We start from the raw sequence: 23568 nt of genomic DNA on the forward strand, positions 1-23568 counted from the left end.
CTGCTAAAGGGGCTTCTAGTCTGTTATGTCATTTGATTCTTACTTACATATGCGGTAACAAATCTTTAAATGTAGTATGTTTTTTTAATGAGGCAATACGACCGGTCAAGTTAATTGTCGCCTAATAAATCACATTATCATTGTGTTTATGATATGTTTCAATCCACGTGCCCGTGAGAGCACGAATAGCTTTTCTCTACAACCAAAGCGTAGAAAAATAGTTTCAATCCACGTGCCCGTGAGAGCACGAATGTATAAACCAAGCTTAAGGAGGTCGGCTTATTTGTTTCAATCCACGTGCCCGTGAGAGCACGAATTTTTTCACACTGTTCGAGATGATAGTGGTTTAATGTTTCAATCCACGTGCCCGTGAGAGCACGAATCTTTTCTTTAATATGTGAGCATCTACCGACTATGTTTCAATCCACGTGCCCGTGAGAGCACGAATTTTTGACGGCATAAGACCCCTTTACATTTAAAATGTTTCAATCCACGTGCCCGTGAGAGCACGAATCACCGTAAGTCCTATCGAGATCTGATATGTCAGGTTTCAATCCACGTGCCCGTGAGAGCACGAATGCTTCTTCTTTGCCGTAAACTGCTACATAACGAGTTTCAATCCACGTGCCCGTGAGAGCACGAATCTTGATTTTGGTGCAGGTGTATTTCAACTGGCAGGTTTCAATCCACGTGCCCGTGAGAGCACGAATGAAAGTGCCACGGTAAGTAAGTTAGATAATAAAGTTTCAATCCACGTGCCCGTGAGAGCACGAATCTATTTATAAGTAGATTTTTTTAACTATATATAGTTTCAATCCACGTGCCCGTGAGAGCACGAATCTTGTTCGATTCGTCCGTCCTTACGAGCAAGCTCGTTTCAATCCACGTGCCCGTGAGAGCACGAATCCAGATGGTTTAATTATCGGTGCTAAGGATGAGTTTCAATCCACGTGCCCGTGAGAGCACGAATCGCAAACACAGTACAGCATTTTTAGAACAGCGGGTTTCAATCCACGTGCCCGTGAGAGCACGAATTCGACAAGTTATGCTATCTGATATGAGTCTTTAGTTTCAATCCACGTGCCCGTGAGAGCACGAATGCTCGTTGCTCAAGTTGTCTGTTTAATTGGATTAGTTTCAATCCACGTGCCCGTGAGAGCACGAATCGCCAATCCGTATCGTTGAATCTTTTTTACAACGTTTCAATCCACGTGCCCGTGAGAGCACGAATGAAGATAACAAAGACAATGAGATTCTAGCTATTGTTTCAATCCACGTGCCCGTGAGAGCACGAATTTACCGCTGTGTTGAGAGTGTTCGCGTATTTCATGTTTCAATCCACGTGCCCGTGAGAGCACGAATGCATAACTAGCGTGCTTAAATAAAATCTCAGTTGTTTCAATCCACGTGCCCGTGAGAGCACGAATATACGAGACATAGAGTGTGCTGATCTTAATGATGTTTCAATCCACGTGCCCGTGAGAGCACGAATCTCTTGATTAGCGTAATCTCGCCCGTTGTAAGAGTTTCAATCCACGTGCCCGTGAGAGCACGAATGTCGTATGCGGCGGGAATCTCGTCTTTTATCTTGGTTTCAATCCACGTGCCCGTGAGAGCACGAATCACAAGCGCCTTAAATGGTGCTTTTTTATGCCTGTTTCAATCCACGTGCCCGTGAGAGCACGAATTGCCACGCTCCAGACTTTAACTTTGAGCTGTCAGGTTTCAATCCACGTGCCCGTGAGAGCACGAATTTAGATGAAGAGTTAATACAATGTTGTTTTGATGTTTCAATCCACGTGCCCGTGAGAGCACGAATGGATAAGGCTCTTCAGCAAATGCAAAGCCATGGTGTTTCAATCCACGTGCCCGTGAGAGCACGAATCGTTGAAGCTATTCAAATTAACGCTGAGTTTGACGTTTCAATCCACGTGCCCGTGAGAGCACGAATAAGATCAGGCGTGCCGTTCTCATGCAGTTGCATGTTTCAATCCACGTGCCCGTGAGAGCACGAATAAAAGAGAATTTACGCAGTTGAGCAACGAGAAAAGTTTCAATCCACGTGCCCGTGAGAGCACGAATCTGGGGGTTATGCTATTGTTTAGGGGTGGGTAGGGTTTCAATCCACGTGCCCGTGAGAGCACGAATCTAACGTTTTAAACTCATCACAGCTTACTAATGGGTTTCAATCCACGTGCCCGTGAGAGCACGAATATGCAATCGCAAGCTGTACCGTCACACTGAAGGGTTTCAATCCACGTGCCCGTGAGAGCACGAATTATCCCTGTCTGTATTTCAACCATATTTAAGAAGTTTCAATCCACGTGCCCGTGAGAGCACGAATCCAAGCAAATTAAGCCACAAACACCGCCCAACATGTTTCAATCCACGTGCCCGTGAGAGCACGAATCACAATGGATATTTGTATAAATACTTCTACCTAGTTTCAATCCACGTGCCCGTGAGAGCACGAATTTAGCTTGTGCTTCAGTAGCAGATGCTTGAGCAGTTTCAATCCACGTGCCCGTGAGAGCACGAATTTAGTAGGGTTTTTGGGGTTTCTCTTATAATTAGTTTCAATCCACGTGCCCGTGAGAGCACGAATGTATTGCATTTTTATAAATAGATTACGCTGATAGTTTCAATCCACGTGCCCGTGAGAGCACGAATAAAACACTTCTAAATCATCTTTATTGAAGAAGTGTTTCAATCCACGTGCCCGTGAGAGCACGAATGCTAGCGTCGAAGGTATGCTTTTCAAGGCGTCAGTTTCAATCCACGTGCCCGTGAGAGCACGAATATTTTTTAACTATCACGAAACTAGGAATTATATGTTTCAATCCACGTGCCCGTGAGAGCACGAATTTTGATGATAACAATGTTAACCATCCCGAGCTTGTTTCAATCCACGTGCCCGTGAGAGCACGAATAATTGATAATGATGATTGGTTCCAAGAGGTATTTGTTTCAATCCACGTGCCCGTGAGAGCACGAATAAGGATATAAGCAAGTAAAAAATACAGTTTGCGTGTTTCAATCCACGTGCCCGTGAGAGCACGAATTTCAAAATAAGTGAACTTTGTTCTTTACATAGTGTTTCAATCCACGTGCCCGTGAGAGCACGAATGGCAGCAGTTGCAGCAGTTGAGGTGGCTAAAGCAGTTTCAATCCACGTGCCCGTGAGAGCACGAATATTCAGATTCAGTACCGCCGGAACCGTCTTGATGTTTCAATCCACGTGCCCGTGAGAGCACGAATATTTCTGGTGGTTCTTGTCCTGCTTTATCAGTTGTTTCAATCCACGTGCCCGTGAGAGCACGAATGATACTGGCGGTGATGATACTGGCGGTGATGGTGTTTCAATCCACGTGCCCGTGAGAGCACGAATAAAAACATGGTATTTAAAGCACATCCTTTATCAGTTTCAATCCACGTGCCCGTGAGAGCACGAATGCCTTTTCAATTGGTATTTCTGTGTCCGTGGTAGTTTCAATCCACGTGCCCGTGAGAGCACGAATTTACGCCGTGCTAATTTATGGGATCAGTTTGTAGTTTCAATCCACGTGCCCGTGAGAGCACGAATTAAGTATAAGTTGACCAAACGAATTGATTTTGAAGTTTCAATCCACGTGCCCGTGAGAGCACGAATGTAGGTTTCGGCCCTGGTCAGTCAATTAATGTTGTTTCAATCCACGTGCCCGTGAGAGCACGAATGTAAATTACATAAAAAACAATAACAAGCACATGGTTTCAATCCACGTGCCCGTGAGAGCACGAAAGTTGACATTAAGCTAATATCGTTTTGTAGATGTGTTTCAATCCACGTGCCCGTGAGAGCACGAATGTTGAAGCAGATGGATCACTATCTTTTCTAGGAAGTTTCAATCCACGTGCCCGTGAGAGCACGAATGGAACAAAATAATGGAAAGCATCAACTTGAAAAGTTTCAATCCACGTGCCCGTGAGAGCACGAATTTGAAGGGGCTGTTGTGTTCCCCCCCGCCTGGTTGTTTCAATCCACGTGCCCGTGAGAGCACGAATATCATCCACCAGCGGGATAGACCAATGAATAAGTTTCAATCCACGTGCCCGTGAGAGCACGAATGAATACCAGCATCACTGAGAGAATGGCCGCGCTGTTTCAATCCACGTGCCCGTGAGAGCACGAATTTTTCAACCATTCAGAATACTGTACGTTCAATGGTTTCAATCCACGTGCCCGTGAGAGCACGAATGATTCAAGACTTGTTCGAGAAAGGTGGTTTAGGAGTTTCAATCCACGTGCCCGTGAGAGCACGAATAAAACAGGAAACCTGGGTTGTTTATTTTTGTAGGTTTCAATCCACGTGCCCGTGAGAGCACGAATGTATCATCAATGGCAATGGTTGCTTTCTTTGTTGTTTCAATCCACGTGCCCGTGAGAGCACGAATTGCCTCCAATGAATCGCAAGCTATATCTAATGTAAAACGAGTATTTCCGCTAACATTCGCTATTTTTAGCTATCAATAAAGACAAATAGTATTTTAGAGAATATAAATTTATTTTTCAATAAGTTATATTTCCGCTAACAGTTCGGGTTTTTAAAGAGCACTAAGGGTTAGCGTTAAATTACAAGTGGGTCTTTGAATATGTCAAAACTTGGCTTGGCACCATGATGCTCAATTCTATTTTGGCCATTTTTCCCAAGCTTATAGAAACGCAGACTATCTATCTTACTATCATATTCTTCAAAAAGTTTTGATTTAAAAACAACCCATTGCGCTGGGTCTACATCACACTCAAAGACAGAATATTGTACTCGCACACCATGATCTTGGCAGATTTTAGCAATGCGCCGTAATCGTTTAGCGCCACCAGCATCATCAAATGATACATCGTAAGTGACTAAAACTAACATATCAATTCCTTCTAACGACTTAAGAATGGAGGGTAATATTCAAGATCTGAGCGCAAATGTCTTGCCAACAACATTGCCTGTATATGCGGCAATAATCCAATTTCTACTTTTTCTTGCAAAAATGGGTGAATAATTACCTCTTGCTTTCGCTGCTGTAAAGCACTAAATAATGTTTTTCTTGCATCATCTTTCAACCTGACAGCCCCACTACTTTCTGTTTCAAAATCGGTAATTTTTATTTGTTGCCGATTAATTAAGCTTAATACCAATCTATCACCTAAATAAGCGCGAAATTCTTCAATGACATCTTGTGCTAGACTATCGCGTCCAGGTCTATCTGCATGTAAAAATCCAATTTGCGGATCAAGTCCAACAGCTTGTAAAGCACCACTAATATCTTGTCCAATAACGCTATATAACAATGACAACATCGCATTAATAGGATCTTTCGGGGGACGTTTATTACGACCTGTAAATACAAATGTACTTTGCAACGAGACCTTAACTAAATGTTGAAACACAGAAAAATATTGTGCCGCTGCATCCCCCTCAAAACCTCTAATGCTGTCTACCGATTTACTATTTTTTACCTGTTCAATCGAAAACTTCAGTGTTTTTATTACCAATTGCACAGGCTCATTCTCACCATTATTTCTAATTTGTCTTTGTAATAAACTACGGTAATTTTGAATCTTTGCAGCAACCATCACACGGGCGATATCGATTGGATCGTTATCACTTCGGCGGTACTGTGCTCGTCTCAGTAATACATTACCTGATTGCCGTCCTTGAATTCGAGCTTGGTAACGCCCGAAAAGATCAAAATAAGCAAGGTTGACGTTATGTTTAGCACAATGTGCCATTAAAGCTGGCGACACAGTACATTGCCCAAAACAAAAAATATTACTGATAGAATGGATGGGTATTTTTAATAACGTTTCTTTATCTTGCTTAATAACAATGGCTTCTCGCTCTTTATGAACGTAAAGCTTATCTTTAGTTAGATAGAGACTGTTTTGAAGTTTTTTCATACCTAATCCTGACTGAATAGTTGTTTGATGTAGGTAGCGCTATTGTCATGCTCTATTAATTTAGGATTACATATATCAAATAACGAACAAGCTTTACACTTTTTCTCATATTTGGGTTTAGGTAACTCACCCGATAAAAAGATAGTTTGTACTTGCTGGATCACAGCAAGTGTTTGCTGACGGATTCTTTTGTCAAATGCAACAAACTCACGTTTTCTGGTTTGCCAGTACCAAAGATAGCCTTCAGCAACTGCTTGTCCGGTCATCTCTTCTAAACAAAGCCCTTGTGCACAAAGTTGTATTTTGTCCCAATTACCCGGCTTTGATTTTCCTTTTTTATATTCAACAGGGGTTAGTGCTCCTGTTTTTAGATCTTTTTCAATTAAATCAAGCTTGCCTGTTATCCCTAATTTTTCAGCACTGACCATAACAGCACGCTCAAATTTAGTACCATTACGAGTTTCAGGATCGCCACTATCTACCCGTTTATGCAGTAAATTCCCCTGAGCAGTTAAATAGTTATCTGCCCATGCTTGTTCATTATGAATCAGCGCACATTGACGCGGACAGAAAGCATAATGCTGCAAAGCAGAGAGTGGGATTAAACGGCGATCCTGAGTCATTATTAAAAACCTTCTATGATTTCAGGCTCTAATCCAGCTAGATTTTTAAATTGGATTGTGCCATCGGGTTCTACGCTTAACGTACGATGTACTTTTGCAGAAGAATACTGACCAGATTTCGAACTATGCTCCCACCAAATTACTTTTTCAATCGCCATCGAACCTTCTGGTCTTGCTGATGACGCGTCACCTTCAAATAATTTTGGTAATATCGCTTTTATTTTTGCAGCATCATCATTATTAAAGCCTGTTTTTTCAGATAGCTGAGGATTCATTGCACCATAGGTAACGTAAATAGCATTATCAACGCGATGCTTCATTCCCATTGTATCCGAGCTTTTTTTGCTACCATCACCTTCGCCATTAACACTTTTGGTTATTTGTGTACTGGTGATACTTATTGGCTCTAAACTAAAAGCCGAATGAATTGTTAAAGGACCCCGAATAGCGATTGAAACACCTTCTTTTGTTTCGCCTTTAAAAGCAAACAATTGCCCAAAAGTGCGCACATCTAACCATTTTTTACAGGCTAGTTTAATGGCATCAGCAGAGTTTGTTTTTTTTGCATTAAATGTTGCACTGCCTAACCCAACTTCACTTGAAATAGCACGCTCTCGTAAACTCGGCATGTTATCTGTTTTCTTTTCATCTGATTGAACAAAGATGCTTTCACCTTGCTCTTGCAACCGATCTCGTATTTTTCTTTTTAAACAAACATCTGTTATTTCACCAAGACCATCATAATCAGTACGAGGACGATTACCATTTAACGGATCTCCATTTGGGTTAGCATTTTTAACAGAAAAAATAACTGCAAAATCGATTTTATTTTGTAAGCTCATTGTAATTTTCCTTTTTAATTTGATTCATTAATTTCAAGTGTTTCTTTTTTCACAGTTAAAGCTAAGCGTTGGCAATGGAAACCGAGTAAAAACTCGCCACTTAATGGTTTCTCTGATTTAAATTCATCCGAATTAAACGCATTTAAAATATTATCTAATTCTTTTTGACGGTTAACTAAAAATCCTGTTCGTGTATTTTGTAGTCGTTGCATATAAGGTCTTAATGCCAATTCAATATTTCGCCAAGTACTAAATGGGCGATCAGCAAAACGCTGCATCATACGTTCAGCAGTTGTTGCTCTTTTTTCTCCACTAACACTTAATGCAACTTGTTCAATACGTTCAGCCACCGCCAACAAACGACCATATAAATAGTCTCTTGAATTATTATCTTCTTCTAACGCCATTTTATATTCCTTCTTAAAATTTACATTGGTAGTTCGTTTGCAAAAGCCCTTATACAAAGCACAGGCAATTCCTAGATTTTGTTCCCAAAGCCAACTATCACCACTTTGATAAGCCACTCGATTAGTTGCCCGTTTAACTGCATAATTGACAACATCGATAGGAATTAACTTACCTTCGACAATACAAGGCATCAGTCTTTCCATCAGATTTTTTTTCAATGTGTCATTGCTTTTGAGTACATCCCCATAAACAGCAGACCAAATTTTATAGGGGGCAGGAGCTGAAATTGGCCAAAAAGTCTGGGGTATTTTCTTTTTACCATTTTCAATTTCTCGTTTTTGCCGCTGAGGCCAGGCAAAATCTTCATGCCATTTTGTTAATGTATCGATAAATTCCTGCGCTATTGTCTCGCGATAATAGATTATCCCCATACGCCCCGGCGTTGCTGAATCAATCCCCATTAAGACGATGCTTTCATTGATTTGCAATTTTTCTTGCCCGATAAAACCAGACATATAACGCTTCAACGTTTGCGCATATTCGTAACCAAGATCGATTGTTTGATCTGCTTCAGGCTCAATATAAGGTTGGTGAGAAAACATCGAAGAAAAGGGATCTGCCATTGGCTCTGGAATTTTTTTGCCTGACACCGCCCAACTAACATAAACTTGGTCCCCATTTCTAAAGCCTTGTTTGCGTGATCCAAGTAACCAACGCAGCGCATTATGTGCTTTTTGAGTAACTTCAAAACTCACACCAGTAGCTTGTTCACTTTTTAAAAATTTCCCTCTAAATGTAAAGCCGCTACTGTCATTGGCTGAAATTAATTTCGCTTTATCCCCTGAGTGCCTTATCTTGGCAGGGTGATTCACTGCAAGTACTGCATGTTCTCCTTTAACAAGGCATAAGCCCGAGTCTCCGGCATCTGACGCATCAAATTCAATCCAACTTTGCTGCAATGAATTGTCTAACCAGGTTTTACTCTTTTGATCTGCTGGTATTTCAACCGTCCAACAAACTAATGCAGAGCCTTGATCAAGCACCCCCTTTTCTTTTGGCAGCACTTTGAATAGCTTTGGCATTTCATCTTCATCATTCCATTTTGTTAATAACACACTGTTTTCTTGGAAAATAATATTGTGTTTAATCAAATCTGAAATAACTGTTTCTTTATCTATATATTTCAACACAGCCTTTGCTTTTAAATGTGAATAGGGAGATCCACACCAAGCTGATAAAAGTTCTTTATATAAAGAAAAACCACTTTTTTTTATACCGCCAAATGCTATGTAATCTCCCGCTACATATTGAATTTTATCAGCCAAAGGATGAGGAGAGAGTCCACTACTACGACCTGCTGATTTCTCTGTTGCAGGCAGTATCACTTGTATTTTTTCAAGCACTTCCGCACGTAAAAAGTCACCTTCTCCATTAATAACAATATTGATATGCGCATTTTGCAGAGTATGAGAAATGGGCATCGGTTTTTGATCATCTGCGATTTCTAATAACAAACCTTGCTCGTAGGTTTCATATAGCTTTTGCATCCAACTCATAATTCAACCTCCAACTCAGCAACAGATTGAATGTTGGTTCCTAAATCAAAATCTTTAGGCTCCATATTACGAACAAAACGTTTGATAGTGCACTGCTTTGGCGATGGAAATTCAATAACGCCCTTTTTCATTTCAGCACGCCAAAAACGACTATGTAATCGATATTCGCCTTCCTGACTTTCATTGCCTTGTTCGTCTGTTTTTCCTGTTTCATCTGGATAATCAAAACCATGGAACATCACACAAAATCCTAATTCTTCGATAGCATCATAAGCACCTTCGCCTTCACCAAATTCACAAGGTTCAACATAAGCTTGGCAATCACGAACACCTAAAAATATATCTTGTCGCCCGCCTTTTTCTAACATACGTTTGGCAATACTAAAGTGCTTCCCATCAATACGATCTTTCGCCAACTCAGGACGGTGCTCATTCCATTCAAAGTGTGCTTCAACTTGATATTCAACATCATGTAAGAAGGTGTAGATAGCCAAACTATTGCCACCTCCCCAATTAAGCGGTTTCGTTCCCTTTGTCTGCGTTCTCAAAGGTTTCATAACCCTTACTTTATCAACATACCAAGTCAGTGTCGGTTTCCAATAAATCGACTTTAAGACTCCTTTTATTGCTTCATAAGTTGGCAAATGATATGAACATTTTTCACCTCCAACTTTAGTGATGGGATCGGTAAATAATGCATATTTCCCCCACACTTTAAAACTGATACTGTTTTTCATTTGTTATCCTCACAATGAGTAATCTTTATTTTTGTATTACAAAATACAGCTATTCATATCTGCACATATCTCTGTATTCACACCAAACTCTTCACTATAGAATCGTTCATTAAGATAAAAGATCCCATCCCCTTCACCTTGTTCATTTTGCAATTCAACAATCGCGTCTTGATCTGCCAATTTTTGCCAGATATAAGGGAATAAATTCACACTGTATTTCTGTGCTTTTTTCACTAAATCGTAATAGGTTTTAGCATCAAATTTTTTGCTCACTAAACAAAGCTCAGTGATTAACTCTTTACCATCTTTGAAAGGTACTATCAGCGATTTTGTTGGCGCATCAATCGCTTTAAATAATTTACCGGCTATCATAAAGGATTGTTTTAATTTAAAAGGGGTAGAATCTTTATATCGATTCAAGGCATTAACACTGAGTAGATTTAAGATGCTATCCCCTTTACCAATTTTCTTTTCGGTAAAGGGATAATCCATCTCTTTGGCACGTTCAAAAAAATAATATTCAAAATATTGCTTCATTATTTCTGGCTTGAGTAGATCAAGGCCTTTATATTCATTAAATATTCTTTGGGTACTGCTTATACCTTGCTTAATATCAATTAATAGATCGATATTTTCTTGTTCAGGGTTTACCACCAGTACTTTTGCCGACTCTAAATGACCATTACGATTACAACGACCAGCAGCTTGCGTGATTGAATCAAGTCCAGCTAAAAAACGGATCACTGAATTAAAATCGACATCAACACCGGCTTCAATTAACGCAGTGCTGATACACAATGTTGGTAAATTTTGATCCAGACGAGCTCTTATCTCATCTAATAATTGCTTCCTATGAGCAGGACATTGCGAGGTACTTAAATGAAAGACTTTATTGTCATCATTCACTTCAAATTCAGTTATTGAAACATAAAGCTCGTGTGCCCATTTTTTAGTATTAACAATAACTAAACAGCTTTTTTTAACTTTTAATTCTTCTAATGCAAGTTGGGTTATTTCATCTAATGACCACCCTCCTGTTTTTGTATTATTAAATATTTCAACACGTTTTAATTGTTCAAATAGCGCACTCACATTAGGCATTAATTCATTTTTATCAGAAAGCTGCAATTGCCCTTTTTCTGAATCTTTCAACTGATTTAATAAAGGTTGAGTCGCGGTACATAAGACGGTAGTTGTATTGCAATATGCACTTAGGAAGTTAATTGAATTACAAAAAAGGTGAGTACAATTGATGGGTAGCGTTTGAATTTCATCAAAAATCAACACGCTATTTGCGAGTTGATGTAATCGCCTCACTCCTCGCGTTCCTCCGCTAAACAGAGTTTCCAAAAATTGCACCATCGTTGTTAACACAATCGGTGCATCCCAATTTTCACTGACTAACTTGCTACGCCATGTCTGTTGCTCTGGTTCAATATTTGAGTGATGTTCAAATACCCAAGAAGTATTATCTGTTTTTGATTCTATAACGCCTCTGATTGCTTGTGCATTTTGGTCGATAATCGAGGTGTACGGAATTATGTATATAATTCGATCTAATTGATGTTTCTTAGCATGCTGTACCGCATAACGTAAACTAGAGTAAGTTTTACCGCCCCCTGTTGGTACGGTTAAACTGTATATACCTTGAGGATCAATGGCTCTATTTTTACAATTATTAGAAATGGTTCGTCTTATTTCATCAATTGGATTACGAATAGAGAGTGCTTTTACAAATTTTTCAACTCGCTGACAAGCAAGATCCCAATCTGGCTTATTTTTACTTCTAAGCTTCTTGTTTTCTGGTATTTCAAAATCCGCACTACTAATGCGATCAGCATCAATTAAACAACTAAACATGAATTTACAATGCAATCCTAAATAAAAATGTTTAGAGAGATCACTAATATTAAAGTTACTCTGTTGCTCTTTAATGAATTTATTTAGTGGCTCTAATAACTCTTTTAATAGATCTTCTGCTGTCAGCTCTTTTATTTTTTCTAACAGTTTACAATCAACATTTTTACTGCATTCAGATCTATGTGTCTGCTCGTCTAATTTACTTATTCTTTCTCCAAAACATTTCCCTTTTGGCTCCGGCAAGCTATCAATAAGGCCACTATGATGCGATACGATACTTTGTGCCAGCGCTTGTATAAGAACGAAAACCAATTCAGCTTCACCAGGAGTAAATTCGCTATATTGTTTTTGAAAAACTAAAAGAAGGTGGTCATACAGATATTGTGCTCCTGCTGTAGAATGATCAATCTTTCCTTTTAAAGCTTTAGCATCAACATATTCTTGATCACCTGAATCAATGAGTCCCGCTGCAGAAAGAATATAAACCTGAAATGCTCGACTATATTTTCCAAAATCATGTAGTAACCCTATTAATTCACCGGCTTTTTCCTGATTGATCTTTTTAGCAAACATCCCCGCAAGTTTACTGGCTTCAAAAAGGTGAGCCTCTACTGATTGATGATTTACACCATCTTCAGCAGGATGTGCAATATAGTTCATTTAATACTTACTCCTCTTCAAATCCGCAGGCGATAAATCTTTCATTACACTCTCCCATTGCCTATCTAAAGCAGTTTACATCAACACTGGAACCGAATATCATCAATACTTTATATTTTGATTATGTTTACTTCAACACTGTTGTTTTAAACATCTATAGAAACTAGGTAGGTTGTGGCAAATAGGGGGTGACTGCTTTTCGGCACTCGGTACTCAATACAATTTGTTGGGCTTCTGGAGTATTTTGGTAATGGTCAATATTTAAACGCTTTAACAGATAATTGACTAAGGCGGCTCGCACGGGGATCACTTTACGGCCGCTTTCCATTTGATAGTCTTTTGCTATGATCTGCTTTTGTAATCCAGACAATCGCGGATCTGGCTCTATCACGATATCAATCCAAGTATTCCATCGTTCATCTTGCTCTGCAAAATGGGTCGCTTTTCCTTCAACAATGGCTTCACCATTAAAACGCGATAATGAAAAATCTCTAAAACTTTGATTTTTATTACAGTAAGCACGGACATGCCAGCGTAAACCATCAAAAATAAGCGAATGAGGTTGGATAATTCGATCGAGGTAATCGGGATTTGCAAGTGATAAGTAACCAATATCAATAGCTAGTTTTTCACGAATTGCGCGTAAAATTGGCCGCACTTGTTGCGGATTTATATTGCGTAAAGGGGCTTCAACTTCAAAAATATGATCGCTAATTGGTGTTTTTTCATCTAACGACACATTAGAGAGGTAGCGTGAAAAGTTATTTAAGTCCGTTAGATAGGTAAACTCATCATTCACTATAAATGTTTTTTCTGATTGGCTGTAAGTTAAGTTATTAGGAAATTTTTGCTGATACTGTTTTAATGTTTTTTGCGCTGTTGCTTGAGATATGCTATATTTTTCACGTAGATGGCGTGTGTTTATTTGCCCTTCCCACCACGCGATGTTTTCAATAAACACAAATCGTTGATCAATTTTATCTAACATTATCGTCTCTATTACATTTAAGTTGACAAATAATGACACCTTATTGCCTCTGTTTTATTGATTAACAACGCATTTAACACCTAAACACACAGCGACATAACATAAAAAAAAAGTGAAATATTTACAACTTCATTAATCAACTGAGATTGATGAAGTTGCTTACATTTTTATGTTGTTAATAGTACGTAGAATCCTGCTGTAGGCTATTTAATCGCATCAATAAACGGTTTTGTAATTCGTGAATCGGACATTCAAATTGAACCTGATTTAACTCTACTAATTGATCAAGCAACCATTGCTCTACCATTTGTTGATTAGTCAAAAACTCATATCCACAGAGCAAAGCAACACCACGCTCTTTTTCTTGAATATATAACTTACGGCATATCATCTGTGCATTGTCATATGTCGATCTAAGTAAAGAAGTGGTCAGTGAAATTCGCTTAACTTGTAATTCCGCTAAAAAAGTTTCTCTTTGTACAATTTCATTGTCTAACTGTTGCACTATTGGGTGATCTTGAACACTAAGCATTATCTTCTCCTTGAGTTTCGATATAACGATCAAACGCACTGCCATCTTGACGAGTTAAATTCGGCACATATCGCGAATAAACACGAAATAGCATAGTTGTCGTTGTATGCCCCATTTGTTGTGCAATCCACTCAGGAGATTCACCTGAAGCGAGTAATAACGTAGCGAAGGTATGACGACTTTGATAAGGGTTGCGATACTTTAGCTTCAATCTTTTGAGCATCGGCTCCCAAATAACGCGGCTGATTGTTTGATAATTAAATGGTTTTCCGTCCTTTTTACAAAAAACAAAAGAGCCAAGATGTTTTGTCGCTTGCATCTGTACTTTAAGTGCAGATACAACCCTATCCGTTAGCTGGATAGTGCGATTTGATCCATCTGTTTTTGCATCAGTCATTTCTCCCTTGACCAGACTTTGATCGATGTAGAGCTGCTTCTTATCTAAATCGACTTTATCCCAATGCAATCCATCTATTTCTCCTGTTCGTAATCCCGTAAAGAAACGCACTGTGTAGTAAGCCTTAAAGTCATCGGGTGCTGTTTTTATCAAACGCTCAACTTCCCCTAAAGAAAATGGATTTACCTCTGTACGTGGTATTTTTAACGCTTTGATATTTTTCCAAGGTGTCGTAAACTCATAACGATCAGCGGCTTCATTCAACAGCATTCTTAGTGGTGTCATAATATGGTTGATACGAGAGGCGGAGAGTGTTTTCTTTGTTCGAGTCTGGACTTTGGCGAGAGCAGCTCGGAACGTTAAGATATCTTGTTTTTTGATGACGCTGATCTTCATCTTTCCAAAAGCAGGAAGAATATGCGATTCTAAAATCCCTTCAATAGATTCTTTATGGCTTTTACGCCATTCAACCTCTTTCTCAGCAAACCAAATATCTGCAAACTCTTTAACTGTTGGTGCATCAGGACTATTAAAATATTGCGATGCAGTTTGTTTGCGTTGATTAAGCTCAGCGAATTTCCCAACCATATTACTTTCGGGAAAATATTTAGAATAATCAAAGTTTTTAGTTAATATTTCAGCTTCAATTACTTTTAATAGCTTTTCCATGCGCTTACGATTTATTGGTGTACTGGATAACTGCGTTTGCTCTCTGCAACGTACATTATTAAAACGAAAGCCAAGAACTAATTTATTATTTCTAATGCTGATAGCTCCCATAATTTACATCCCCACTGTTAATGTATTTAATGAAACACCATTTAGCATCTCTTCTTCTATCCTTTCCCAAAGGTATAAAATTTTTCTTCCTCCAAATGGTCGGATATAATGCACTCCTTCAAATAACACTGAATCTTTTAATTGTTCACGAATTGTTCGTGGATCGTATTTAATACGATCTGATAATTCTGAAGTTGTCATATATGTAATATCCATTGTACAATCTCCTAATAGTTTAATTTGTATGTTACAGACTCTAAAAGTCTGCTGCAGAACAAATATAGCACAAAAAAAGACGTTTACAACCTTTTAACGTCTGCAGGAGACTTTTAATTTCTGGAGAAGACTTTGCTAAAATGCCATTTATCAAAAATAATGGGTGAGAAACGCTTGAAAATGAGCGATGTATCGAGAGATACAGGAATAAACCCAGGCACAATTAGACGCATATTTAATGAAACGGCAACGAGAGTTGAATTAAATGTAGTGGAAACTTTATGTGAATATTTAAAAATAGAGGTTGGGGATCTTTATGAGCTTACGAAGAAAAGTAATGAAGAAAAAATAGAAGATTAAAATATGTGGTGCTTTAAAGCAGGCACCATTTTTTATATAGCAAAAACAGTTTGGACACCATCTGGTCACCGTTTGGTCACCGATGTAATTTTGAATTAATTTTTCAGGGAAGCTGAAACGCAAAAATCAACCATAAGAGGTTGATTTTAGTGTTCTTCTTAAAGAAGAAAAATTGGAGCGGGCAGCGGGAATCGAACCCGCATTATCAGCTTGGAAGGCTGGAGTAATAGCCATTATACGATGCCCGCGTACTTACAATGTGGCATTGCAAGTAAAAAATGGTGGAGGGAGGTGGATTCGAACCACCGAAGCTTACGCGGCAGATTTACAATCTGCTCCCTTTGGCCACTCGGGAACCCCTCCTACACTTAAATGGTGCCGACTACCGGAATCGAACTGGTGACCTACTGATTACAAGTCAGTTGCTCTACCGACTGAGCTAAGTCGGCTCCGTCTAAGTGCTGCGAATGATAGAGAAGTTGACCGAACCTTGCAAGCCTTTATTGGTAATAAATATCTATTTATCACCTGTTTGCTCAAAAACAAAACAACTTGGCGGTTTTTTATTCTCCACAGCTAATCAAATGGCAGTTCAGTGTGGAAAATGGATAAACTCAGCCTCATCAGTCATATCATCTTTAAGGGCACTGGATTTATCCTGCTGATTTTACTCGGTGGATTCCAGCTAAACAGTCGAAACAAGTGGAACAAATCCACGCCCTTTACTCTCAATCGGCTAAGCGTAGTGATATTTCTCCACCTATATAGGGCTCAATCACACCATCACATTCTAATAACAGCGCACCCGTTTCGTTGATCCCTCGGCAAATCCCTGTTTTTACCCGATCTGCAATTAATAACTTAACCTCTTTATTGAAAAAATAGTCCAATGCAAACCAGCGTTGCAGATGTGGCCCTAATCCGCTTTGCTCATATTCGATTAACAGTGTCGTTAATTCATTAATTAAAGTAGCACTTAATAGATTTCGGTCAATCGGTTGCGAGCTTAACGTGGTCAAATCAGTCCAAGGTTGATCGATTAACTTAGCCTGCTGTGCGGGCATTCTCACGTTTATACCGATACCAATAACGCTATGACAGGCTTCCGTCGCCTGAGCATTGAGTTCAATTAAAATGCCGGCTAATTTTTTACCTTGATAATAAAGATCATTCGGCCATTTAAGTGATACCCCCTGCACACCTATTTTTTCAAGTGCGTTGACCGTGGCGATACCCACCAACAAACTCAGGCCAGCGACTTTATCGATGCCAGAATCAAAGCGCCAATAAAAGGAGAAATACAGGTGTGAAGCAAAAGGGGAAACCCAACTGCGTCCGCGACGACCTCTACCCGATAACTGATATTCGCTGATACAGCTTTGTCCGTTTTTTAAATTTGCAATGCGGTCTAATAACCATTGATTGGTTGAATCAACAATCTGCTCGACATGAACAGTACGACTGTTACTGAGTTGCTCAATTTTATCTTTATCTAAAAGTGTAATGGGTGCAGCACTGCAATATCCTCTACCAGTTACTTTATAGATATCTAACCCAATCTCTTGTAAGGCTTTTATATAGTTATTTACTGACGTACGCGACACTCCCAGTAACTCGCCAATCTTTTCACCAGAATGAAATTCACCATCGGCTAATAAAGTGAGCAGGATATTACCTTGCTCATTAAGCTCTGACATCGTTAAGCACCTCTGTTAAGTTAGTTTCACCCTGACAACCGATAAAACGTACTTCCGGCTCTAAACTGACCTTGAATTTATCTTTGACTGTAATACGTACGAACTCCGCTAACTGAAAAATATCTGCTGCCGAGGCATTATTCTGATTGATAAGCACCAGTGCTTGCTGTTGATGTACAGCAGCGCCGCCAATGGTTTTCCCTTTTAAATTTGCTTGCTCGATCAGCCAGCCTGCAGCGAGTTTAACTTGGCCATCGGCTTGCGGATAATGAGGCATTTTGGGGTATGCTTTCAGTAACTGAGCAGCTTTCTTTTGATTAACAACGGGGTTTTTAAAAAAACTGCCTGCATTCCCATACTGCTCTGGATCAGGTAATTTATCATTCCGTGTTTGGCAAATAGCGTCGTAAATTGTCTGCGCCGTTATTTCCAGTCCTGATTCAGCGCTTTTTGATAATGCATAACGGCTATTGGCTTGCCATTTTCTGGGTAATTTCAAGGTCACTTTGGTAATTAAGGCATTTTCCATTGTCTTACTTTTAAAGATGCTGTCTCGATAGGCAAATAAACATTGTGCCGCGCTTAAATTGAGACATTCACCAGTCTGCAAATCAATATAGTCGACCGATTCACAAAAGTCTTTAAATTCACTGCCATAGGCGCCTATGTTTTGGATTGGCGCAGCCCCCACCACACCGGGAATCAAGGCCAAATTCTCCAATCCATCAATGCCGTTATCAATACAGTGAGTGACCAACTGATGCCAATTTTCGCCAGCCGCCACTTGTAATAGATAACTGTTTTCTGAGGCAATGATATCAACACCGGTCAGTTCAACTCTAATAACCAGACCGGAAAAATCTTCACAGAATAAAATATTGCTGCCAGCCCCTAAAATGAGCACAGGGCGGTTTTCGGAGCGAACCGCTTTTACCACCGTCAATAACTCTGATAACTGTGTCATATTTTTAAAATGAAATAGGGTTTTAGTTTTCGCATCAATAGAAAAAGTATTAAATGCCTTGAGCGAGCTATTAGTTTCAATCATCATAATGGCCTGTGTGGATAGAAAAATAAGTTTACCTTATCCCTAAGGTGAAACAAAAAAGAATAGGGCAAATTTTTTGCAAGATGATGCGTTACAATTTATTGCACTAGAGAAGATTAAATACCCTTACTTGAATCAGTTTTATAAACAGGTTTATAAAAAGGGGGGGGCCCATCGCGATGAGATAGCCTTTATCCTTAAAGATAAGGGCATTATCTGCAGCGCTAAATTAAAGCCACTTGGCGATCACTTTTTACTCACCGGCGTTGCTTGTGATCCCATCTACGCAGGTAAAGGTTATACCTCATTATTGATTAAAAAGATCCTTTTAGTGTATCCGCAACCGGTCTATTGCTTTCCCTACGCCCACCTTACTCTTTTCTATCAACGGCTGGGGTTTCAAATAGTGAGTATTGATAAAGTACCCGAGGTTATCGCCAAACGCTTTCTTATCTATACTCCCAAGCAAAATTTACTGTTAATGGTTTATTCGTCAAAGAGTGCTAATAAGTCCTGGTAACCCAACTCAGCCATCTGTTCAAGGGCAATAAAACGCAGCGCAGCGGAGTTCATACAATAACGCAGCCCAGTAGGTGCAGGACCGTCGTTAAACACGTGACCTAAATGGGAGTCAGCAAGTTGACTACGTACTTCCGTGCGTGATGAGAACAGCTTATTATCTTCTTTTTCTGTTACCACCCCATTATCCAGCGGCTTGCTAAAACTCGGCCAACCACAATGCGCATCGAACTTATCTAAGGAGCTAAAAAGTGCTTCACCAGAGACAATATCCACATAAATACCCACGCCATTATTATCCCAGTAAGCGTTATTAAAAGCAGGTTCGGTCCCTTCTTCTTGCGTCACCTTGAATTGTGTCTTATCTAATTTTGCACGTAATTCATCTAGCGAAGGTTTTTTATAATCTGACATTACACTCTCCTTTTGACTGTTTTTCATTTTATTTAATAGTACGGTGTTCTCCCCCAAAATTAAACCCATGGGTATTTTTCGTACTTTATTATTAATAACAACTTGACGCATTTACTAAAAAACGGTAATTATTAAGTCACAAATTGAATTGTAGAGATTAATTGATGAATTTTTTTTTCCCACTCCTGCCAACTTTACTGCTTATGCTAACTGCATACGGGTGGCGGGTGTCTGAATAAGATCAGTTAATACTCCAAAAACCCGTGCCATGCGCGGGTTTTTTTATACCTGCTATTTTCATACGTGCCGGTAAATGACCTAACAACAAAAAAGAGGGATTGCTTATGTCCGATCAAGTTATTATTTTTGACACCACATTACGCGATGGCGAACAAGCATTACGCGCAAGTCTAACCGTAAAAGAAAAATTACAAATAGCATTTGCCCTTCAGCGTTTAGGTGTTGATGTGATGGAAGTCGGTTTTCCTATTTCCTCGCCCGGTGATTTTGAATCCGTACAAACCATTGCCAAAGAAATAAAAGATAGCCGAGTTTGTGCTCTCGCCCGCGCACTGCCGAAAGATATTGATGCCGCAGCGCAAGCGTTAAAAGTAGCTGAGGCATTCCGTATTCATACCTTTATTTCAACGTCCACTATCCATGTTGAAAGCAAATTAAAACGCAGTTTTGATGCGGTATTGGAAATGGGTGTCAACGCGGTTAAATATGCGCGTAATTTTACCGATGATGTTGAATTCTCATGTGAAGATGCGGGCCGTACTCCGATTGATAATTTATGCCGTATGGTGGAAGAGGCGATTAAAGCGGGTGCAACCACTATCAACATCCCCGATACCGTCGGTTATACCTTACCAAGTGAATTTGGCGGCATTATCCAAACGCTATTTAAACGTGTGCCGAATATTGATCAGGCGATCATCTCAGTGCACTGCCACGATGATTTAGGAATGTCGGTAGCAAACTCAATTACAGCAGTGGAAAACGGCGCACGTCAAATTGAATGTACTGTGAATGGTATTGGCGAACGAGCAGGCAACTGTTCACTTGAAGAAGTGGTGATGATTTTACATACTCGTAAACAAAGAATGGGTTTGGCAACGAACATCAGACCTGTTGAAATATCGCGCACTAGCCAACTGGTGAGTCAGCTTTGTAATATGCCCATTCAAGCCAATAAAGCAATTGTCGGCGCCAATGCGTTCTCTCATTCATCGGGTATTCATCAAGACGGTGTTTTAAAAGCACAAAATACCTATGAGATCATTACCCCTGAAAGTGTTGGCCTACTTACTAATAAATTAAATCTAACCTCTCGCTCGGGTCGCCATGTTATCCAGCATCGAATGCAAGCATTGGGCTACCGTGATAGCGATTATGATATTGAAGCCTTATACACTAGCTTTTTAGCCTTGGCCGATAAAAAAGGTCAAGTTTTTGATTACGATTTAGAAGCACTACTGTTCTTTAGCAAAGTGAATGATCAACCAGAATATTATAAACTGGAAAATATTAGTGTCTTGTCTGGATCGGGATTAGTGGCCACCGCTACCGTCACCATGACCATTGGTGATCAACCAAAAATTGTGGAAGCCGCAACAGGTAATGGCCCAATCGATGCCGCTTACCAATGTTTAATGCGTATTACTGGTTTAGATATCAATATGGATAATTACCATATCAGCGCCAAAGGTGAAGGTAAGGATGCACTGGGTCAGGTGGATATTGTGGCCACCTATAAAGGGCAAAGATTCCATGGTTTAGGGCTATCAACGGATATTATTGAATCATCTGCAAAGGCGATGGTACATGTAATGAACCATATTCACTTAGCACAAGCGGTCGCAGAGCAGAAGAAAGATCGCCTAAATATTGATCAGGTGTAGCAAGGTTATCGTCTATCAGCTAACGGCTGATGAGTAAATTTTTTTTAGAGTGATTTATTATGAAAGTTATTGTTATTCCGGTTACACCCTACGAACAGAACTGCAGTTTAGTGATTTGCGAAGAGACTCAGACTGCGGCGATAGTCGATCCTGGCGGGGATCACGTGAAAATTTTAAAAGTCGTGCAAGAGCAGGCTGTTAATGTGGATAAAATTATCTTAACCCATGGCCATTTAGATCATGTCGGTGCCACAGAACTGATTGCGAAAATGCTTGATGTCCCCGTTATCGGTCCGCAGAAAGAGGATCTATTCTGGCTTGAGCAGTTAGAGGCTCAAAGCCAACGCTTTGGTTTCCCAACGACCAAAAGTTTTGCCCCCGATAAGTGGTTGCAAGAAGATGAGATTGTAGAAGTGGGTAATATCAAACTGAAAGTATTGCATATCCCAGGCCATACCCCTGGACATATCGCCTTATTTGACGAACAAAGTAAGCAAGTAATTGTCGGTGACATTCTCTTTAATGGTGGCATTGGCCGCTTTGATTTTCCACGTGGCAATCAGATGCAACTTATTAACGGTATTAAGACAAAATTATTAACGTTACCCACCGAAACAGTTGTTTATCCGGGTCATGGGCCAACCACCACCATCGGCAAAGAGAAAGCCAGCAATCCATTTTTAGGTTAGTTGTTCGCTTTAAAATAGATATCAAGAAAGAGCCTAACAGCCCTTTCTTGTAAAAATGACTACAACGGTATCACCTTGCCATTAACCGTTAACTCTCCTTGTTCAAATTGTGTTTCAAAGCTAAGATTTGTCGCTTCTCTGATTAAGAACCCCGTATTCAGTCCAAGCTGCAGTGACTCTGACAGGTTCGGCTGTTGCAGCAACGCTTCTGGCAATAGGAGCTGCGCATCCCCGCTTATATAGTCCAATAACATAAACGGATTAAGCGTAATATCAGAAAACACCGCGCCTGGTTGTACTGTTACTGCCAAATGCCCAGTGACCTTTCCCCAAGGGGTTTGCGAATTTAATTTTGACAAGGTTAGCTGGCCGCCGTGATCCAGCAAGGCGGCAAACGCACTTTGGACTTGTTGATGATCTTCTGCCGCTCCTCTTAAAAGATTAAGCGCTGGAGAATACAGACCTTTTATATCAAGCTTAATGTGATTGTTGGTAAACAGTTTTTTGCTATCTTGATCAATTTCATAACGTGCTATTCGCCATTCGGTAGAGGTATCAATGGTATCAACTTGCTCCCCTGTACGACTACTTCCCAATAGTTCAATCCCAGCTAATCGTGATTGAAAATCCGCTTGCAGAATCGCTACCTTTGCAATATCAACAAAATAGTCATATTCACTGTGTGCGGATAATAGGTTGAAATTAGACTTTATGTGCAGTGATTCAACTGAAAAATCGTCCTCACTTGTGAGGATCTGCAATCCCCCCCAGTCTAACCTAGCAGCACCAGTGTAATGATGCAGATCCATCTGATAATCTAAGGTTACTGCTTTCGTTGCAAACTGCCCATCCCCATAACTAGAGCTCCCCGCCATGAGTGTTAGTTGCCCCGTTAATTGACCGCATAAATTAACCTCTTCAATAGAAGTTAACCAATCTTTACTGGCAAAATAAGTTTCCACTTTTTGAGTCAGCAACGGATCGCGCAACTTGATTTGATTGTCAATCACGGCTTTGTAGGGATAGTGTTGTATTGAACTGGTGATATCAAACACAAGAGGAGCCTCCCCCTCAATGGCGAGCCTCACTTCACTTACCGCCGTCGCCCGTAAAAATCCTTTATCATAGCGGATAAGTTTACTTGTCACGCCTTGCGGTACGCTTTTAACAAACATTTTTTGCGTTTCGTTTTTTACCATTTCACCCATAAAGTAGGTACTGAATAACAAAATAGTAATGACAACAAACAGGCTAATTAATAATTTTTTCATTGCTCTTCCAAGTTCAACTACATCATCTGGCAATGCCAGTGGCAATCATTTAACGATAATCTAACCTAAAACACAAGCGGCCCCATTGACTTAAAATGTCGATATTTTACTTCTTTATTGTTCTAAAACATTGTAGAT

At 39.8% G+C, this 23568-nt stretch carries 19 protein-coding genes, 3 tRNA genes and 1 CRISPR repeat array; of the genes, 4 read left to right on the top strand and 18 right to left on the bottom strand.

The features are described 5' to 3' along the window. Window positions 1-155 precede the first annotated feature (155 nt). Window positions 156-4431: a CRISPR direct-repeat array (repeat unit 32 nt; unit sequence GTTTCAATCCACGTGCCCGTGAGAGCACGAAT). A gap of 173 nt (window positions 4432-4604) precedes the next feature. The 11 genes from cas2 to KSO91_RS07810 form a co-directional block, all read right to left on the bottom strand. Beyond that, window positions 4605-4898, bottom strand: coding sequence for a CRISPR-associated endonuclease Cas2 (gene cas2 / locus KSO91_RS07760; RefSeq protein WP_238742388.1), 294 nt, complete (start codon window positions 4896-4898; stop codon window positions 4605-4607). A gap of 11 nt (window positions 4899-4909) precedes the next feature. Then, window positions 4910-5929, bottom strand: coding sequence for a type I-C CRISPR-associated endonuclease Cas1c (gene cas1c / locus KSO91_RS07765; protein ID WP_238742389.1), 1020 nt, complete (start codon window positions 5927-5929; stop codon window positions 4910-4912). A gap of 2 nt (window positions 5930-5931) precedes the next feature. Continuing rightward, entirely contained in the window at window positions 5932-6552 is a 621-nt protein-coding gene (cas4, locus tag KSO91_RS07770; protein WP_238742390.1) for a CRISPR-associated protein Cas4, read from the bottom strand. A 2-nt stretch (window positions 6553-6554) separates the two neighbouring features. After that, the gene (gene cas7c, locus KSO91_RS07775; protein ID WP_238742391.1) at window positions 6555-7394 is read right to left on the bottom strand and encodes a type I-C CRISPR-associated protein Cas7/Csd2; all 840 of its coding nucleotides are present in this window, start codon (window positions 7392-7394) and stop codon (window positions 6555-6557) included. A 14-nt stretch (window positions 7395-7408) separates the two neighbouring features. Further along, window positions 7409-9358 (bottom strand): type I-C CRISPR-associated protein Cas8c/Csd1, encoded by a 1950-nt coding sequence (gene cas8c, locus KSO91_RS07780; protein WP_238742392.1) that lies wholly within the window; start codon window positions 9356-9358, stop codon window positions 7409-7411. Continuing rightward, window positions 9355-10095, bottom strand: coding sequence for a type I-C CRISPR-associated protein Cas5c (gene cas5c, locus KSO91_RS07785; protein ID WP_238742393.1), 741 nt, complete (start codon window positions 10093-10095; stop codon window positions 9355-9357). The genes cas8c and cas5c overlap by 4 nt, the downstream gene beginning before the upstream one ends. A 36-nt stretch (window positions 10096-10131) precedes the next feature. Continuing rightward, window positions 10132-12615: a CRISPR-associated helicase Cas3' gene (cas3, locus tag KSO91_RS07790; RefSeq protein ID WP_238742394.1), complete on the bottom strand. Its 2484-nt coding sequence runs from the start codon at window positions 12613-12615 to the stop codon at window positions 10132-10134. Window positions 12616-12778: 163 nt separating this feature from the next. Continuing rightward, window positions 12779-13603, bottom strand: coding sequence for a BrxR family transcriptional regulator (locus KSO91_RS07795; RefSeq protein WP_238742395.1), 825 nt, complete (start codon window positions 13601-13603; stop codon window positions 12779-12781). Window positions 13604-13778: 175 nt separating this feature from the next. Continuing rightward, entirely contained in the window at window positions 13779-14135 is a 357-nt protein-coding gene (locus KSO91_RS07800; RefSeq protein WP_238742396.1) for a hypothetical protein, read from the bottom strand. Then, window positions 14128-15312, bottom strand: a complete 1185-nt coding sequence (locus KSO91_RS07805; RefSeq protein WP_238742397.1) for a site-specific integrase — start codon at window positions 15310-15312, stop codon at window positions 14128-14130. The genes KSO91_RS07800 and KSO91_RS07805 overlap by 8 nt, the downstream gene beginning before the upstream one ends. 3 nt (window positions 15313-15315) lie before the next feature. Further along, window positions 15316-15528, bottom strand: a complete 213-nt coding sequence (locus tag KSO91_RS07810) for a hypothetical protein (protein ID WP_238742398.1) — start codon at window positions 15526-15528, stop codon at window positions 15316-15318. Between the two features lie 132 nt (window positions 15529-15660). Between KSO91_RS07810 and KSO91_RS07815 the strand changes: the two genes are divergently transcribed. Further along, on the top strand, window positions 15661-15888 hold the full coding sequence (locus tag KSO91_RS07815; protein WP_238742399.1) for a helix-turn-helix domain-containing protein: 228 nt from the start codon (window positions 15661-15663) through the stop codon (window positions 15886-15888). A 173-nt stretch (window positions 15889-16061) separates the two neighbouring features. On the opposite strand, the gene KSO91_RS07820 is transcribed toward KSO91_RS07815, so the two are convergent. From KSO91_RS07820 to murB, 5 genes are all read right to left on the bottom strand, one after another. Continuing rightward, window positions 16062-16136, bottom strand: a tRNA-Gly gene (locus tag KSO91_RS07820). 31 nt (window positions 16137-16167) lie between these two features. Continuing rightward, a tRNA-Tyr gene (locus KSO91_RS07825) sits at window positions 16168-16251 on the bottom strand. A 10-nt stretch (window positions 16252-16261) separates the two neighbouring features. After that, window positions 16262-16337 (bottom strand) — tRNA-Thr (locus KSO91_RS07830). A gap of 279 nt (window positions 16338-16616) precedes the next feature. Further along, window positions 16617-17585, bottom strand: a complete 969-nt coding sequence (gene birA, locus KSO91_RS07835; protein WP_238742400.1) for a bifunctional biotin--[acetyl-CoA-carboxylase] ligase/biotin operon repressor BirA — start codon at window positions 17583-17585, stop codon at window positions 16617-16619. Further along, window positions 17572-18636, bottom strand: coding sequence for a UDP-N-acetylmuramate dehydrogenase (gene murB / locus KSO91_RS07840; RefSeq protein WP_420830947.1), 1065 nt, complete (start codon window positions 18634-18636; stop codon window positions 17572-17574). Before murB ends, birA begins: the two co-directional genes overlap by 14 nt. Window positions 18637-18709: 73 nt before the next feature. Between murB and KSO91_RS07845 the strand changes: the two genes are divergently transcribed. Beyond that, window positions 18710-19153 (top strand): GNAT family N-acetyltransferase, encoded by a 444-nt coding sequence (locus tag KSO91_RS07845; protein WP_238742401.1) that lies wholly within the window; start codon window positions 18710-18712, stop codon window positions 19151-19153. Here KSO91_RS07845 and msrB read toward each other — a convergent pair. Next, window positions 19120-19566 (bottom strand): peptide-methionine (R)-S-oxide reductase MsrB, encoded by a 447-nt coding sequence (msrB, locus tag KSO91_RS07850; RefSeq protein ID WP_238742402.1) that lies wholly within the window; start codon window positions 19564-19566, stop codon window positions 19120-19122. The genes KSO91_RS07845 and msrB overlap by 34 nt on opposite strands. Window positions 19567-19910: 344 nt before the next feature. On the opposite strand from msrB, the gene leuA reads away from it, so the two are divergent. Continuing rightward, window positions 19911-21470: a 2-isopropylmalate synthase gene (leuA, locus tag KSO91_RS07855; protein ID WP_238742403.1), complete on the top strand. Its 1560-nt coding sequence runs from the start codon at window positions 19911-19913 to the stop codon at window positions 21468-21470. Window positions 21471-21529: 59 nt separating this feature from the next. Continuing rightward, window positions 21530-22159 carry an MBL fold metallo-hydrolase gene (locus KSO91_RS07860; RefSeq protein ID WP_238742404.1) on the top strand — a complete coding sequence of 210 codons (630 nt, stop codon included), beginning with the start codon at window positions 21530-21532 and terminating at the stop codon, window positions 22157-22159. Window positions 22160-22218: 59 nt separating this feature from the next. Here KSO91_RS07860 and KSO91_RS07865 read toward each other — a convergent pair whose 3' ends face one another. Next, window positions 22219-23430 (bottom strand): DUF945 family protein, encoded by a 1212-nt coding sequence (locus tag KSO91_RS07865; RefSeq protein WP_238742405.1) that lies wholly within the window; start codon window positions 23428-23430, stop codon window positions 22219-22221. Between the last annotated feature and the right edge of the window lie 138 nt (window positions 23431-23568).

It is taken from the genome of Psychromonas antarctica (assembly GCF_022267535.1).
Taxonomy (GTDB): Bacteria; Pseudomonadota; Gammaproteobacteria; order Enterobacterales; family Psychromonadaceae; genus Psychromonas; species Psychromonas antarctica.